This window comes from Pseudomonas frederiksbergensis (genome assembly GCF_000802155.2).
In the GTDB taxonomy this organism is placed as follows: Bacteria; Pseudomonadota; Gammaproteobacteria; order Pseudomonadales; family Pseudomonadaceae; genus Aquipseudomonas; species Aquipseudomonas frederiksbergensis_A.
Window position 1 is genome coordinate 244390 of the sequence record NZ_JQGJ02000009.1, and the last position, 16349, is coordinate 260738.

The following is a 16349-nucleotide window of genomic DNA, read 5'->3' on the forward strand; positions in this document are numbered from 1 at the left end:
ATTAATAGAGGCCCTCGCTATGACCGCTCCCACCTCGATTCGCCGACTCAACGCTGCCGATCCGGATTTTGCACATCATCTGGATCATCTGCTGAGCTGGGAAAGCGTGTCTGACGATTCGGTCAACCAGCGGGTGCTGGACATCATCAAGGCCGTGCGCGAGCGTGGCGATGCCGCCCTGGTGGAATTCACCCAGAAGTTCGACGGCCTGCAAGTGGCGTCGATGGCCGACCTGATCCTGCCGCGCGAGCGCCTGGAGCTGGCCTTGACCCGCATCACCGTGCCCCAGCGCGAAGCTTTGGAAAAAGCCGCGTCCCGCGTGCGCAGCTACCACGAGCGGCAAAAACAGGACTCCTGGACCTACACCGAGGCCGACGGCACGGTACTCGGCCAGAAAGTCACGCCGCTGGACCGCGCCGGCCTTTATGTGCCGGGTGGCAAGGCTTCCTATCCGTCGTCGGTGTTGATGAACGCGATTCCGGCCAAGGTCGCTGGCGTGACCGAAGTGGTCATGGTCGTTCCGACTCCGCGCGGCGAGATCAACGAACTGGTGCTGGCCGCGGCCTGCATCGCCGGTGTGGACCGAGTTTTCACCATCGGCGGTGCCCAGGCCGTGGCGGCGTTGGCCTATGGCACTCAAAGCGTGCCACGGGTCGACAAGGTGGTCGGCCCGGGCAACATCTACGTCGCCACCGCCAAGCGCCACGTATTTGGCCAGGTCGGTATCGACATGATCGCCGGCCCTTCGGAGATCCTCGTGGTGTGCGACGGCCAGACCGACCCGGACTGGATCGCCATGGACCTGTTTTCCCAAGCCGAGCACGACGAAGATGCCCAGGCGATCCTGGTCAGCCCGGACGCCGAGTTCCTCGACAAGGTTGCCGCCAGCATCGACAAATTGCTGCCAACCATGGACCGTGCCGAAATCATCAACACCTCGATCAATGGCCGTGGTGCGCTGATCAAGGTCGATGACATGGAGCAGGCCATCGAAGTCGCCAACCGCATTGCGCCGGAGCACTTGGAACTGTCAGTCGCGGATCCGCAAGCCTGGCTGCCGAAGATCCGCCATGCCGGCGCGATCTTCATGGGCCGTCACACCTCCGAGGCGCTGGGCGACTATTGCGCCGGGCCGAACCACGTACTTCCAACCTCCGGCACCGCGCGCTTCTCGTCGCCGCTGGGGGTCTATGACTTCCAGAAACGCTCCTCGATCATTTTCTGCTCGGAGCAGGGCGCGTCCGAACTGGGCAAGACCGCCTCGGTGCTGGCCCGTGGCGAATCGCTGAGCGCCCACGCCCGCAGCGCCGAATACCGCATCAAAGACGAACAGAAGGGGAACTGAAATGAGTAGATTCTGGAGCCCGTTCGTCAAGGACCTGGTGCCGTACGTCCCGGGTGAACAGCCGAAGCTGACCCGCCTGGTCAAGCTCAACACCAACGAGAATCCCTACGGCCCATCGCCCAAGGCCCTTGCGGCGATGCAGACCGAACTCAATGACAATCTGCGCCTGTATCCGGACCCCAACAGCGACTTGCTGAAAAGCGCCGTCGCCCGGTATTACGGTGTACAGACCAGCCAGGTATTTTTGGGTAACGGTTCGGACGAGGTGTTGGCGCACATTTTCCACGGTCTGCTTCAGCACGACCAGCCGGTGTTGTTCCCGGACATCAGCTACAGCTTCTACCCAGTCTATTGCGGGCTGTATGGCATCCAATTCGACGCGGTGCCGCTGGATGAACAGTTCCGGATCGACCCGGCGGATTATGCCAAGCCGAACGGCGGGATCATTTTCCCCAATCCGAACGCGCCGACTGGCTGCCTGCTGGCGCTGGAAGCGGTCGAGCAGATCCTCAAGGCCAGCCCGGATTCGGTGGTCGTTGTGGACGAGGCTTATATCGACTTCGGCGGCGAGACGGCCATCAGCCTGGTGGATCGCTACCCGAACCTGCTGGTCACGCAAACGTTGTCCAAGTCTCGCTCGTTGGCGGGACTGCGCGTGGGCCTGGCGGTGGGCCATCCGGATTTGATCGAAGCGCTGGAGCGGATCAAGAACAGCTTCAACTCCTACCCGCTGGATCGCCTGGCAAATGTCGGCGGCGCGGCGGCGTTCGACGATCGCGAGTACTTCGACCGGACTTGCCGCTTGGTGATAGAGCACCGTGAATGGGTAGTGGCCCGACTGGAGGCCAAGGGCTTTGAAGTGCTGCCGTCGGCGGCCAACTTCATCTTCGCTCGCCACCCCCGTCACGACGCGGCGGCGCTAGCGGCGAAGCTGCGTGAGCAAGGCGTGATCGTGCGGCACTTCAAGCAGGAGCGCATCGCGCAGTTCCTGCGGATCAGCATTGGCACGCCGGAGCAGAACCAGGCGCTGATCGAGGCCCTGGGCGAGCTCTAGACCTTTGCTTCAAACCCAATGAGGGAGCGGGCAATCCCGCTCCCTCATTGTAATAACCGGTTTTACTCGTGATGCTCTTCACCGAGGAACGTCAGCGAAGTGAACACCCCACGCGTCGCGACATCCTTGTTGTCCTTGAGCGGGATTTCCATTTGTGCGGCGATCACGTTCAGACCCTCATTGCGCACCAATACCTTGGCTCGGCCTTCGGCATCGGTTTCGGTGCTCACGGTGCCCGGCGCGCTGCGATAGTCCCCCACCAACTTCACGCCTGCGGCAGGTTTTCCGTCGAGCAGCACCTGCACCGGCAACGACTGGCCGGGACCGACGGTCAGCGGGTCGACTTGCGGCACGATGACGAACTTGACCTGATCCAGCTTCGGCAGCTTCGCCCCCGGCTCATAGATCGCCAGGCTGTACTTGAAGGTCTGGGTCGACTCGATCGCGCCTGGCACTTTGCTGCGGCCTTCATTGACCCATTTCTTGTCGGCGGTCTGTGACCACATGCCATTGTCGAGTGCGACTGCCAGCACGGCCGGTGGCTTGAGGGGTTGCAGGCGGGCGTGGTCCGACAAGCGCTCCACGGTGACGGGGATCATGTTGCCGCCCAAGTCATAGGCCCAGGCACCGCTGATTTTCTTCGCCTTGAAGGCGTTGTCCTCGGCGCCATGACCGTAGATCACTTCGATGTTGCCGCGTCGTTGTTCCGTCCACAGGCCATGGGCCGAAGCCTGGGTGGCCAGGAGCAGGCCGAGCAGGGCGAAGGTCTTGGGGTATTTCATGCTGACTTCCTTATAGATCGAGGGTGAGGCTGACAGTGAAGTTGCGCGGATCGCCGGGAGTGACCCAGTAATTGCTGTAGGAGCGTTCGTAGTATTTTTCGTCGAACACGTTGTTCAGGTTCAGGCCCACGGTGACGGTGTCGCTGGCCTTGTAGTGGGCCAGCAGGTCGACGGTATGGTAGGCGGGCAATTCGAAGTCCTTGCCCGCTTCGCCCGAGCGATCACCCACGTAAGTGAACGCCGCGCCGACATCCGAGCCGCGCAGGTGCCCATCCTGGAATTCGTAGACCCCTAGCAGGCTGCCGCTGCGCTTGGCGACGCCGAGGATCCGGCTGCCGGTGGGGATGACCTCGTCGCCCTTGGTCACTTCGGCGTCGATATAGGCAAAGGCGCCAATCACCCGCACCGCGTCAGTGAGCTGGCCGGTCATCTGCAGGTCGATGCCCTGGCTACGGGCCTTGCCCACGGCGCGACTGAAATCGGTCCCGCCCACCGGGCTGAGGACGTTTTCCTTCTCGATATGGAAGGCCGCGAGGGTAGTGCTCAGGCGGTCGTCGAACAGTTCGCTCTTGACCCCGACTTCATAGCCAACCCCTTCCTCAGGGTCGAATGTCTTGCCGTCGGCGTCCAGGCCATTGTTGGGTTTGAACGAGGTGGAGGCATTGGCGAACAGCCCGACTTGCGGCGTCAGTTGGTACAACAGACCGGCGCGTTGCGTCAGGGTGTCGTGGCGTTGGCGGCTGGTCACGTCGTTGACGTGGTTGTCGATGCTTTGCTCGAAGTGTTCGTAGCGCACGCCGAGCAAGCCGCGCAGTTTGTCGGTGAAGATGATCTGGTCCTGAAGGTTCACGGCCCTGCTTTTGACATGCTCGAAGAAGTCCGTGCCGGAGCGCGTGCCGTTGGGTTTTGGCTGGCCGTAGATCGGGTCGTAGATATCGATCGGATAAGCGCCGCCAGCGATGGTCGTTACGCGCTCGTTCTTGCGGTAGTCCTCGTATTCCGTGCCGATCAACAGTTCGTGCTGCCAGGGACCGAGATCGAACAGCCCGCGCAACTCAAGTTGGGTAATGCTGTCGTGCCAATTGCTGTCGCGCTCGCGGTAGCGGCGGTTCACCGTGTGGCCATCGGCGTTCAATGGCCGCGCTTCGGAAGCGAATCCCCAGAGCTCACCCTGCTTGTAATGGCTGGCCAGGCGTAACTGCCAGGCGTCGTTGAGCTGATGCTCGAGGGCGGCCTGGAGCATGTTGTTGTGGTTATCGATGTCCCCGTCGTTGGGTTCGCCCAGGAAGGTCGAACGGGAAACGCCACTCCAGCGATTGTTCGGGGCGACGATGCCACGGTCGAACGTCGAGCTGTGGCGCACGATTTCGCTTTCCACCAGCAACCGGGTGTCCGGGTTCAGTTGCCAACTGATGGAGGGCGCGACGAAGACGCGCTTGCTGCCGACATGATCGCGAAAGCTGTTGTTGTCCTCGACCGCCAGGTTGACCCGGGACAGCACGTTGCCTTCGGCGTCCAGCGGCGTATTGACGTCCAGCGCGGTTCGGTAGCGGTCCCAGCTTCCGGCGCTGGTTTGCAACGTGGTGAACGCTTCGGGTTGGGGTTTCTTGGTGACAATGTTGACCGTGCCGCCGGGATCGCCGCGGCCATAGAGGCTGGCCGCCGGGCCTTTCAACACCTCGATACGCTCGATACTGGCGGCGTCCGGCGTGCTTGGATAGCCGCGGTTGGCGCTGAAACCGTCCTTGTAGAATTCCGACGTGGTGAAACCCCTAACGCTGTATTCGTAAAGCGTCAGGCCGCCGAAGTTGTTCTGCTTCGATACGCCACCGGCATATTCCAGGGCTCGTTCGACGTGGGTGCTGCCCAGGTCCTTGAGTACGCTGGCAGGGATGACGCTGATCGATTGCGGGACGTCGCGCAAAGCCGTGTCGGTCTTGGTGGCGCTGACGGAGCGGGTCGCCCGATAGCCCGAGACAGGGCCGGTGGCGGATTCGTAGTCGGACGTGACGTTGATGGCGTCCAGCTCCAAAGGCTGGATTTCTTCGGCGAAGGCTGGATCGCCGAGTAGGCCCAGGGCGAGGCTGGCAACGGAAATCCGTTTCAGAGATGACATGTTATGTTGTTCCAATTTTCAGTATTGAAACAATATAACACTACTAATGAGAATTTATGCTATCTCGAATTCAGTGTTTTTTGTGGCGAGGGAGTAGCTCTCTCGCCACAGGGAATTTGAGAAGGGCTTGCTCGGTTGCAAGGCCCCTCTACGGTCGTGGTGCGGCTTATTGTTCTTCCTTGAGCACCACCGGCGCGGGTGGCGGACGCAGGCCGATCTCAGCCGTAAGCTTTAGCTCCTTGCCGTTGCGCATGACCTGGATCGTGACCTTGTCGGTGGGCTTGATCCGCGCCACCTGGTTCATCGAGCGGCGGCCATCGCCAGCGGGTTCGCCGTCGATGCTCAGGATGACATCGCCCAACTGCAGGCCGGCCTTCTGCGCCGGACCGTCGCGGAAAATCCCCGCCACCACGATCCCGGGCCGCCCGGACAAACCGAACGACTCAGCCAGTTCCTGGGTCAGCGGCTGGACTTCAATCCCGAGCCAGCCACGAATCACCTGGCCGTGTTCGATGATGGACTTCATCACTTCCATGGCCAATTTCACCGGGATGGCAAAGCCGATGCCTTGGCTGCCGCCGGACTTGGAGAAAATCGCCGTATTGATTCCGGTGAGGTTGCCGTTGGCATCCACCAGTGCGCCACCGGAGTTGCCGGGGTTGATCGCGGCGTCGGTCTGGATGAAGTCCTCGTAGTTGTTCAGGCCCAGTTGGTTGCGGCCGGTGGCGCTGATGATGCCCATGGTCACGGTTTGGCCAACGCCGAACGGGTTGCCAATCGCCAGGGTCACGTCGCCGATGCGAATGCTGTCGGAGCGGCCGATGGTGATCGCGGGAAGGTTCTTCAGGTCGATCTTCAATACCGCGAGGTCGGTTTCCGGGTCGCTGCCGATCACTCGGGCCAGGGTTTCACGGCCGTCCTTGAGGGCTACCACGATCTGGTCGGCACCGCTGGTGACGTGGTTGTTGGTCAGGATATAACCTTCCGGGCTCATGATGACGCCCGAACCCAGGCTCGACTCCATGCGCTTCTGCTTGGGTGAGTTGTCGCCGAAAAAACGCCGGAATTGCGGATCTTCGAACAGGGGATGGTTAGGTTTGTTGATGACTTTGGTGGTGTACAGGTTCACCACCGCCGGCGCCGCCAGCGTGACCGCGTCGGCGTAGGACACCGGGCCCTGCTGCACCGCCTTGGTTTGCGGCGCCTGTTGCAGGTTGACATCGAGGCTTGGCAGGCCGACCCATTCCGGGTAGCGCTGGATAATCAGTAGAGCGACAAGCACGCCGGCCAATAGCGGCCAGCCGGAAAAACGCAGCGCCTTGAGCATTAAGCACGTCCTACAAAGGTTGCAGGCGGTATGAGACCGCCCATAATGTCGCGCATTATACGAGGCCGCGCGCGCCTCTGAACGGGATATTTAGGAGTCTTTTCATGGCCGTAGCCCTGAACACCCTGGTAGAAGAAGCGGACCGTTACCTGACAAGCAATCGTATTTCCGATTATTGCCCGAACGGGCTGCAAGTCGAAGGCAAGCCACAGGTGATGCGCATCGTCAGTGGTGTCACTGCCAGCCAGGCGTTGCTCGATGCGGCCGTCGAGGCTCAGGCCGACTTGGTGCTGGTGCATCACGGCTATTTCTGGAAAGGCGAGAACCCTTGCATCACCGGGATGAAGCAGCGTCGCCTCAAGACATTGCTGAACCACGATATCAGCCTATTGGCTTACCACCTGCCCCTGGACCTGCATCCCGAGGTGGGCAATAACGTGCAACTGGCCCGCCAGTTGGACATCACCGTCGAGGGGCCGCTGGATCCGGATAATCCCAAGATCGTCGGCCTCGTCGGCTCCTTGACCGAACCGATGACGCCCCGGGATTTTGCCCGCAAGGTCCAGGAAGTAATGGGCCGCGAGCCCTTGCTGATCGAAGGGGAGGCGATGATCCGCCGGGTCGGCTGGTGCACCGGGGGTGGCCAGGGTTATATCGATCAGGCGGTGCTGGCCGGCGTCGACCTCTACCTTAGCGGCGAGGCGTCGGAGCAGACATTCCACAGCGCCCGTGAGAACGGCATCAGCTTCATCGCCGCCGGGCATCATGCCACCGAGCGCTACGGTGTCCAGGCGCTGGGGGAGTACCTGGCGCGACGTTTTGCCCTGGAACACATTTTCATCGATTGCCCGAATCCGATCTGACTGTTTATCCCTGTAGGAGCAAGCTCGCTCCCACAGAAAAGCGCGTGCGAGGCCCGAACCGGCAGGCATATCCATATGCTGTTTCGATCTAGTTGGCGCCCTGATTAGAAGAGGTCGCTGTGCTAGGATTCCCCGCTCGAACACGGCCCGCTGGCCGTTCATAAGAAAGCTTTCGTGAGTAGCCATGGTCGACAAACTGACGCATCTGAAACAGCTGGAGGCGGAAAGCATCCACATCATCCGCGAGGTGGCCGCCGAGTTCGATAACCCGGTGATGCTGTACTCCATCGGTAAAGACTCCGCCGTGATGCTGCACCTGGCACGCAAGGCGTTCTTCCCCGGCAAGCTGCCGTTTCCGGTGATGCACGTCGACACCCGCTGGAAATTCCAGGAGATGTACAAGTTCCGCGACCGCATGGTCGAAGAACTCGGCCTGGACTTGATCACCCATATCAACCCGGACGGCGTGGCGCAGAACATCAACCCGTTTACCCACGGCAGCGCCAAGCACACCGACATCATGAAGACCGAGGGCCTCAAGCAGGCGCTCGACAAGCATGGTTTCGACGCAGCCTTCGGTGGCGCCCGTCGCGATGAAGAAAAGTCGCGCGCCAAGGAGCGCGTCTACTCGTTCCGCGACAGCAAGCACCGCTGGGACCCCAAGAACCAGCGCCCAGAGCTGTGGAACGTCTACAACGGCAAGGTCAACAAAGGCGAGTCGATTCGCGTGTTCCCGCTGTCGAACTGGACCGAGCTGGATATCTGGCAGTACATCTACCTCGAAGGCATCCCGATCGTGCCGCTGTATTTCGCCGCCGAGCGCGAAGTGATCGAGAAGAACGGCACGCTGATCATGATCGACGACGAGCGCATCCTCGAGCACCTGTCCGACGAAGACAAAGCCCGCATCGTCAAGAAGAAAGTGCGTTTCCGTACCCTTGGCTGCTACCCGTTGACGGGCGCGGTGGAGTCCGAGGCCGAGAGCCTGACGGACATCATCCAGGAAATGCTCCTGACGCGAACTTCCGAGCGCCAGGGCCGGGTCATCGACCACGATGGCGCAGGCTCGATGGAAGATAAAAAACGTCAAGGTTATTTCTAAGGGGCTGTCATGTCGCATCAATCTGATTTGATCAGCGAGGACATCCTCGCCTACCTGGGCCAGCACGAGCGTAAAGAGCTGCTGCGCTTCTTGACCTGCGGTAACGTCGACGACGGCAAAAGCACCCTGATCGGGCGCCTGCTGCACGACTCCAAGATGATCTACGAAGATCACCTGGAAGCCATCACCCGCGATTCGAAGAAAGTCGGGACCACCGGTGACGATATCGACCTGGCGTTGCTGGTCGACGGCCTGCAGGCCGAGCGCGAGCAAGGCATCACCATCGATGTCGCCTACCGCTATTTCTCCACCGCCAAGCGCAAATTCATCATCGCCGACACCCCAGGCCATGAGCAGTACACCCGCAACATGGCCACCGGTGCTTCCACCTGTGACTTGGCGATCATCCTGGTGGACGCCCGCTACGGCGTGCAGACCCAGACCCGTCGCCACAGCTTCATCGCCTCGTTGTTGGGCATCAAGCACATCGTCGTGGCCATCAACAAGATGGACCTCAAGGACTTCGACCAGGGCGTGTTCGAGTCGATCAAGGCCGACTACCTGAAGTTCGCCGAAGGCTTGAAGATGAAGCCCACCAGCATGCACTTCGTGCCGATGTCCGCCCTCAAGGGCGACAACGTGGTGAACAAATCCGAGCGTTCGCCGTGGTACACCGGCCAGTCGCTGATGGAAATCCTCGAGACCGTGGAGGTGGCGGGCGACCGCAACTTCACCGACCTGCGTTTCCCGGTGCAGTACGTCAACCGTCCGAACCTGAACTTCCGCGGTTTCGCCGGCACCCTCGCCAGCGGCATCGTCCACAAGGGCGACGAAGTGGTGGTGTTGCCGTCAGGCAAGAGCAGCCGCGTTAAATCCATCGTCACCTTCGAAGGCGAGCTGGAACACGCCGGTCCAGGCCAGGCCGTGACGCTGACCATGGAAGACGAGATCGACATTTCCCGTGGCGACCTGCTGGTGCATGCCGACAACGTTCCTCCCGTCACCGACAGCTTCGAAGCGATGCTGGTGTGGATGGCCGAGGAGCCGATGCTGCCGGGAAAGAAATACGACATCAAGCGCGCTACCAGCTACGTGCCGGGTTCGATTGCCAGCATCGTCAACAAAGTCGATGTGAACACCCTCGAAGAGGGGCCGGCCAGCGCCTTGCAGCTCAACGAAATCGGCAAGGTGAAGATCGCCCTGGATGCGCCGATCGCCTTGGACGGCTACGAGAGCAACCGCACCACCGGCGCGTTTATCGTCATCGACCGCCTCACCAACGGTACCGTCGGTGCAGGCATGATCGTGGCCCAGCCGCTGGCCCATGGCAGCAGCACGCACCACGGCAAACTGGCCCATGTGTCGGTGGAAGAACGCACCCAGCGCTTCGGCCAGCAGCCAGCCACGGTGCTGTTCAGTGGCCTGTCGGGTGCGGGCAAGAGCACGCTGGCCTACGCAGTCGAGCGCAAGCTGTTCGACATGGGCCGTGCGGTGTTCGTACTTGATGGCCAGAACCTGCGCCATGATTTGAACAAGGGCCTGCCGCAGGATCGCGCCGGGCGGACCGAGAATTGGCGTCGCGCGGCTCACGTTGCCCGTCAGTTCAACGAAGCTGGCCTGCTGGCCCTGGCCGCGTTCGTTGCGCCGAGTGCCGAAGGGCGTGAACAGGCCAAGGACCTGATCGGTCGGGAGCGCCTGCTGACCGTCTACGTCCAGGCCTCGCCAACCGTGTGTGCCCAGCGTGATCCGCAAGGGTTGTATGCGGCCGCCGGCGATAACATCCCGGGCGAGTCCTTCCCGTATGACGTGCCGCTGGATGCCGACCTGGTGATCGACACCCAGTCGCTGACGTTGGAAGAAAGCGTCAAGCAGGTGCTGGACCTGCTGCGCAAGCGTGGGGCGATCTAAAAGGCAAGTCGCTGTAACTGAAAGCCCGCAGATGGGTGACCATCTGCGGGCTTGTTCATTCCCGTATGGAACAACTCGCGCCCACAAGGGAATCAGCGATGGTCGGGAAATTCGCGATGCATCTGCTCCAGCAACGCGTCCTTGTCCTGCCACAACTGGTTGATCCAACCCTGGAATTCCAGTCGATACTCCCCGTCCTGGTCGTAGCTTTTGCCAATGAACTGCGGCGGAATCTTCAGCTCCTGGAAATGCACCACCACCTCCCCAACGTTGCCGCAGAGCAAATCCCAATACCCCGGGCGACCGCCCGGATAGTGAATGGTCACGTTGATGATCGACTCCAACTGCTCACCCATGGCATCGAGCACGAACGCGATACCGCCGGCCTTGGGCTTGAGCAAGTAGCGAAACGGTGACTGCTGCTGGGCGTGCTTGCCTTCGGTGAAGCGCGTGCCTTCGACGAAATTGAAGATGCCCACCGGGTTGTTGCGGAATTTCGCGCACGTCTTGCGGGTGGTTTCCAGGTCCTTGCCTTTCTTTTCCGGGTGCTTTTCCAGGTAAGCCTTGGAGTAGCGCTTCATGAACGGGAAGCCCAGTGCCCACCAGGCCAGGCCGATCACCGGCACCCAGATCAGCTCTTGCTTGAGGAAAAACTTCAACGGCCGGATGCGCCGGTTCAGCACGTATTGCAAGACCATGATGTCGACCCAGCTCTGGTGATTGCTGGTGATCAGGTAGGAGTGCTGGTAATCCAGGCCTTCCAGCCCGCTGAGATACCAGCGGGTACGGCGCAGCAGGTTCATCCAGGCCTTGTTGTTGCTGATCCACGCTTCGTGGATGTGGCTCATCAGCCAGTCGGTGAAGCGCTGGGCGGCAGGGAAGGGCAGCAACAGCTTGAAGATCGCCACGATGAACAGCGGCGTGCAGCAGGCAATGGTATTGAGTGCCAGGAGCAGCGAGGCGATGACGCCGCGCAAGGGGGCAGGCAGGAAGTCCAGCATTTAAATATCCAAAGGTCGGTTGGCGGCTTGGATCGCGGTCAGGGCGATGGTGTACACGATGTCATCGACCTGGGCGCCGCGCGGCAGGTCATTCACGGGTTTGCGCAAGCCTTGCAGCATCGGCCCGAGGCTGACGCAATCGGCGCTGCGTTGCACGGCCTTGTGGGTGGTGTTGCCGGTATTGAGGTCCGGGAAAATGAACACCGTGGCCCGGCCGGCGACCTGGCTGTTGGGTGCCAGTTGCCGGGCCACGGTTTCGTTGGCGGCGGCATCGTATTGCAGCGGGCCGTCGATCAACAGCCCCTGTTGCGCCTCATGGGCCAGCAGGGTCGCTTCGCGGACCTTTTCCACCTCTTCGCCGCTGGCCGACTCGCCGCTGGAATAGCTGAGCATGGCGACCCTTGGCGTGATGCCGAACGCAGCGGCGGAGTCGGCGCTTTGCAGGGCAATTTCCGCCAGCTCCGCTGCGCTGGGGTGCGGGTTCATCACGCAATCGCCGTAGACCAGCACTTCTTCAGGAAACAGCATGAAAAACACCGAGGACACCAGCGAGCATCCAGGCGCAGTCTTGATCAACTGCAAGGCTGGGCGGATGGTGTTGGCGGTGGAGTGGATGACACCGGATACCAGGCCGTCCACTTCATCCAGCGCCAACATCATGGTGCCGATCACCACGGGGTCTTCCAGCTGCTGCTCGGCCATGGGAGCGTTCAGGCTTTTGCTCTTGCGCAGTCGCACCATGGGCTCGACGTAACGCTCGCGAATCACATCCGGGTCGAGAATCTCCAGCCCCGGCGGTAGTTCGATACCTTGGGCGCGGGCCACCGCCTCGACGTCGGCCGGCTTGGCCAGCAACACGCAACGGGCGATGCCCCGGGCCTGGCAAATGGCAGCGGCCTGGACGGTGAGCGGCTCGCTGCCTTCAGGCAGCACGATGCGCTTGTTCGCGGCTTGCGCGCGTTGGATCAACTGGTAGCGGAACACCGCCGGTGACAGGCGCATTTCCCGTGGCGTACCGCAGCGCTGGTGCAGCCATCGGGCGTCCAGGTGGCTGGCGACGAAGTCGGTAATGATCTCCGCGCGTTCGCGGTCGTCGATGGGGATTTCCTTGTTCAGGCCGTTGAGCAGGTTGGCCGTATCGTAGGAACCGGTGCTCACCGACAGCACCGGCAACCCGGCCTGCAAGGCGCCGCGGCACAGCTCCATGATGCGTGGGTCGGGCAGGGTGTCGCTGGTCAACAGCAGGCCGGCCAGCGGCACGCCATTGATCGCCGCCAGGCTCACGGCCAGGATGATGTCGTCGCGATCGCCAGGGGTCACCACCAGCACGCCGGGCTTGAGCAGCTCCACGGTGTTGCGCATGGTGCGGGCGCAAATGATGATATTGCTCATGCGCCGGGTTTCGTAATCGCCAGCATTGAGCACCTGCGCGCCCATCAGGTCGGCCACGTCGCGCGTACGCGGGGCGTTGAGTTCGGGGCGGAACGGGATGCAGCCGAGCAGGCGGAAGTCGCCGCTGCGCAGCAATGGCGAGTGTTCCTTGAGGCGCGCGGTGAACGCCTCCATGCTCTCGTCGGTGCGGACCTTGTTCAAGATCACCCCGAGGACTTTGGGATCCTTGGGGCCGCCGAACAGCTGCGCTTGCAATTCAACGCGGCCGGAAAGCTCCGTCAACACTTCGTTCTCCGGCGCCGACACCAGGATGACTTCGGCGTCCAGGCTCTTGGCCAAGTGCAGGTTGACCCGCGCGGCGTAGCTGGCGCTGCGGGTCGGGACCATACCCTCGACGACCAGCACGTCCTTGCCGATGGCAGCCTGCTGGTAAAGGGTGATGATTTCTTCCAGGAGCTCATCGAGCTGGCCATCGCCAAGCATGCGCTCGACGTGAGCCAGGCCCAGGGGCTGGGGCGGCTTGAGGCCGTGGGTGCGGGCCACCAGTTCGGTGGAGCGTTCCGGGCCGGTATCGCCAGGATGAGGCTGGGCAATGGGTTTGAAAAAGCCGACTTTAAGCCCGGCCCGTTCCAGGGTACGCACCAGCCCGAGGCTGATGGAGGTCAGGCCCACGCCAAAATCGGTGGGTGCGATAAAAAAAGTTTGCATGCGGATTCTCTAAGGGGGAATGGCGCGACCTATGACGGGTCGTCTACCCACAATTCAGTCGCCAAGGTTATCGCTAACCGGGCCTTGAGCGCACCAGCCGCAGTCAAAGGGCTGGCCTATTTTTTCAACACGTTGCGCCGGGTCCAGCACCCACGCCCTGGATTGCCAGGGTGGCTGGTGGCGCAGGTGCTGGGTGTGGCCGCAAGACAGCTCGGCCACCCAATGCCCGTCCTCATCCTGGCGCCAACCTGTGACCATTGGTCTGTTCGAGCTAGCCCGTTTGTCCGGGTTCCGTTCGCTTTCGGGCAAATCCTTGTTTAGACTTGTCCGTTCTTCATTCTTATGCAAAAGGTCTCGCCCCATGCTGATCGCCGCCAATAAGGCTGTCTCCATCGACTATACCCTGACCAACGACGCTGGTGAGGTCATCGACAGCTCTGCCGGCGGCGCTCCGCTGGTCTACCTGCATGGCGCAGGCAACATCATCCAGGGCCTGGAAAAAGCCCTGGAAGGCAAATCCACCGGTGACGAGCTGAACGTGACCGTCGAACCGGAAGACGCCTACGGCGAATACTCCGCCGAACTGGTCAGCACCCTGAGCCGCAGCATGTTCGAAGGTGTGGATGAGCTGGAAGTCGGCATGCAGTTCCACGCTTCGGCGCCGGATGGCCAGATGCAGATCGTCACCATTCGCGACCTGGACGGCGACGACGTCACCGTTGACGGCAACCACCCGTTGGCCGGTCAGCGCTTGAACTTCCAAGTCAAGATCGTTGACATCCGTGACGCCAGCCAGGAAGAAATCGCCCATGGTCACGTCCATGGCGAAGGCGGCCATCACCACTGATTTCTGCGCTACGTTCAAGTAATCCGTGAACTGGAAAGGCGCCATAGGGCGCCTTTTTAGTCGCTTGCTGCTAGCATCGCCCATGGCTGTATTGAAAAGATCCGCAAACCTGGAGTTTCGTCATGAGTGCTTTCCACGACCTTAAACTGACAGCCCTGGATGGTCAGGAGCTTCCTTTGGCGCCGTTCAAGGGGCAAGTCGTGCTGGTGGTCAACGTCGCCTCCAAATGTGGCCTGACGCCACAATATGCGGCTCTGGAAAATCTCTACCAGCAATACAAGGCCAAGGGGTTCGCGGTGCTGGGCCTGCCCTGCAACCAGTTCGCCGGGCAAGAGCCGGGGACCGGGCAGGAAATCCAGGAGTTCTGCAGCCTCAACTATGGCGTGACGTTTCCGTTGGCCGGCAAGTTGGACGTGAACGGTCCTGAACGTCATCAGTTGTATCGCCTGCTGGCGGGCGAGGGCGCCGAGTTTCCCGGGGACATCACCTGGAACTTCGAAAAATTCCTGCTCGGCAAGGACGGCCGGGTGCTGGCGCGTTTCTCGCCGCGCACGCCGCCTGATGATCCTGCGGTGATCCAGGCGATTGAAAAAGCGCTGAACTAAACCGTAGGCGAACCCTTGTGGCGAGGGTAAATCCCCTCGCCACTAGGTATGCGCTCGGCTTGCATTGGGTTGAGCCTCTCAATGTCGATCCTTCCTTCTGATCCTTAATCACTCCAATCAATAGTGCTACCCAGCACTGCCTCGACTCCATATTATCGCCGTCATATCTGAACTGTGACCGATCCCGTGGAGTGCCCCATGCCAGTACAAGCCCTGTTCAAACCTTTCCAGCTCGGCACGTTTCAGCTGCCGACCCGGGTGGTGATGGCGCCGATGACCCGTTCCTTTTCGCCGGGTGGCGTGCCGAACAGCAAAGTGATCGAGTATTACCGCCGTCGCGCGGCGGCCGGGGTAGGCTTGATCATCACCGAGGGCACGACGGTCGCCCATAAGGCTTCCAACGGCTACCCGAACGTACCGCACTTCTACGGTGATGCCGCCCTGGCGGGTTGGAAAAAAGTCGTCGATGCGGTGCACGCCGAAGGTGGCAAGATCGTTCCGCAGCTGTGGCACGTGGGCAATGTTCGGCGTCTCGGTACCGAGCCGGATGGCACTGTGCCGGGCTATGGCCCCACTGAAAAACTCAAGGATGGCCAAGTCGTGGTCCACGGCATGACCCAGGCGGACATTGACGAAGTCATCGCCGCTTTCGCCCAGGCGGCCAAAGACGCCCAGGATATCGGCATGGACGGCGTGGAAATCCATGGTGCCCACGGCTATCTGGTCGATCAGTTTTTCTGGGAAGGCAGCAACCAGCGCACTGACGGTTATGGCGGCGATCTGGCCAATCGTTCGCGCTTCGCCATCGAACTGATCCGCGCCGTGCGCGCTGCGGTGGGCGAGGGTTTTCCGATCATCTTCCGGTTTTCCCAATGGAAGCAGCAGGACTACACCGCGCGCCTGGTACAGACGCCTGAGGCGCTGGAAGCCTTCCTCAAGCCGTTGGCCGACGCCGGCGTGGATATTTTCCATTGCTCCACGCGTCGGTTCTGGGAGCCCGAGTTCGAGGGTTCGGACCTGAACCTGGCCGGCTGGACCCGCAAGCTCACCGGCAAGCCAACGATTACAGTCGGCAGTGTCGGCCTGGACGGCGAATTCCTGCAGTTCATGGTCAATACCGACAAGGTTGCACAACCGGCGAGCCTGGAAAATCTGCTGGAGCGCCTGAACAAGGAGGAGTTCGATCTAGTGGCAGTGGGTCGTGCGCTGCTGGTGGACCCGGACTGGGCGCAGAAAGTGCGTGACGGGCGTGAGCAGGACATCCTGCCGTTCAGTCGCGAGGCGTTGATGACCCTGGTC

General features: G+C 61.4%; 14 protein-coding genes. 8 read left to right on the top strand and 6 right to left on the bottom strand.

Annotated elements, in window-relative coordinates; genetic code table 11:
• Positions 1-19: 19 nt before the first annotated feature.
• Both hisD and hisC read left to right on the top strand, forming a co-directional pair.
• The gene (gene hisD, locus JZ00_RS18380; protein WP_039592225.1) at positions 20-1345 is read left to right on the top strand and encodes a histidinol dehydrogenase; all 1326 of its coding nucleotides are present in this window, start codon (positions 20-22) and stop codon (positions 1343-1345) included.
• Between the two features lies 1 nt (position 1346).
• Positions 1347-2399, top strand: a complete 1053-nt coding sequence (gene hisC, locus JZ00_RS18385) for a histidinol-phosphate transaminase (protein ID WP_039592224.1) — start codon at positions 1347-1349, stop codon at positions 2397-2399.
• Positions 2400-2461: 62 nt separating this feature from the next.
• Here the strand turns inward: hisC and JZ00_RS18390 are convergent, their stop codons facing one another.
• The 3 genes from JZ00_RS18390 to algW all read right to left on the bottom strand — a co-directional run bounded on the left by JZ00_RS18390 (position 2462) and on the right by algW (position 6624).
• The gene (locus JZ00_RS18390) at positions 2462-3181 is read right to left on the bottom strand and encodes a DUF4198 domain-containing protein (RefSeq protein ID WP_039592223.1); all 720 of its coding nucleotides are present in this window, start codon (positions 3179-3181) and stop codon (positions 2462-2464) included.
• Between the two features lie 10 nt (positions 3182-3191).
• On the bottom strand, positions 3192-5297 hold the full coding sequence (locus tag JZ00_RS18395) for a TonB-dependent siderophore receptor (protein ID WP_039592222.1): 2106 nt from the start codon (positions 5295-5297) through the stop codon (positions 3192-3194).
• 166 nt (positions 5298-5463) lie between these two features.
• Positions 5464-6624, bottom strand: coding sequence for a Do family serine endopeptidase AlgW (gene algW, locus JZ00_RS18400; RefSeq protein WP_039592221.1), 1161 nt, complete (start codon positions 6622-6624; stop codon positions 5464-5466).
• A gap of 104 nt (positions 6625-6728) precedes the next feature.
• Between algW and JZ00_RS18405 the strand changes: the two genes are divergently transcribed.
• The 3 genes from JZ00_RS18405 to cysN all read left to right on the top strand — a co-directional run bounded on the left by JZ00_RS18405 (position 6729) and on the right by cysN (position 10497).
• On the top strand, positions 6729-7487 hold the full coding sequence (locus JZ00_RS18405) for a Nif3-like dinuclear metal center hexameric protein (RefSeq protein WP_039592220.1): 759 nt from the start codon (positions 6729-6731) through the stop codon (positions 7485-7487).
• 184 nt (positions 7488-7671) lie between these two features.
• Positions 7672-8589, top strand: a complete 918-nt coding sequence (cysD, locus tag JZ00_RS18410) for a sulfate adenylyltransferase subunit CysD (protein WP_030139871.1) — start codon at positions 7672-7674, stop codon at positions 8587-8589.
• Between the two features lie 9 nt (positions 8590-8598).
• Positions 8599-10497, top strand: coding sequence for a sulfate adenylyltransferase subunit CysN (cysN, locus tag JZ00_RS18415; protein ID WP_039592219.1), 1899 nt, complete (start codon positions 8599-8601; stop codon positions 10495-10497).
• A gap of 92 nt (positions 10498-10589) precedes the next feature.
• Here the strand turns inward: cysN and JZ00_RS18420 are convergent, their stop codons facing one another.
• From JZ00_RS18420 to JZ00_RS18430, 3 genes are read right to left on the bottom strand one after another with little or no spacing between them, the layout of a single operon-like run.
• Positions 10590-11498: an acyltransferase gene (locus tag JZ00_RS18420; protein WP_039592218.1), complete on the bottom strand. Its 909-nt coding sequence runs from the start codon at positions 11496-11498 to the stop codon at positions 10590-10592.
• Positions 11499-13598 (bottom strand): phosphate acetyltransferase, encoded by a 2100-nt coding sequence (pta, locus tag JZ00_RS18425; RefSeq protein ID WP_039592217.1) that lies wholly within the window; start codon positions 13596-13598, stop codon positions 11499-11501.
• Positions 13599-13652: 54 nt separating this feature from the next.
• Positions 13653-13991, bottom strand: coding sequence for a DUF3565 domain-containing protein (locus JZ00_RS18430; RefSeq protein ID WP_080942583.1), 339 nt, complete (start codon positions 13989-13991; stop codon positions 13653-13655).
• Between JZ00_RS18430 and JZ00_RS18435 the strand changes: the two genes are divergently transcribed.
• From JZ00_RS18435 to JZ00_RS18445, 3 genes are all read left to right on the top strand, one after another.
• Positions 13960-14445: an FKBP-type peptidyl-prolyl cis-trans isomerase gene (locus JZ00_RS18435; protein ID WP_039592215.1), complete on the top strand. Its 486-nt coding sequence runs from the start codon at positions 13960-13962 to the stop codon at positions 14443-14445. The two genes, JZ00_RS18430 and JZ00_RS18435, sit on opposite strands and share 32 nt — an antisense overlap.
• Positions 14446-14567: 122 nt before the next feature.
• Positions 14568-15050, top strand: a complete 483-nt coding sequence (locus JZ00_RS18440; RefSeq protein ID WP_039592214.1) for a glutathione peroxidase — start codon at positions 14568-14570, stop codon at positions 15048-15050.
• Positions 15051-15248: 198 nt separating this feature from the next.
• The coding region (locus tag JZ00_RS18445; RefSeq protein WP_039592213.1) for an NADH:flavin oxidoreductase at positions 15249-16349 on the top strand (1101 nt) is incomplete at its 3' end.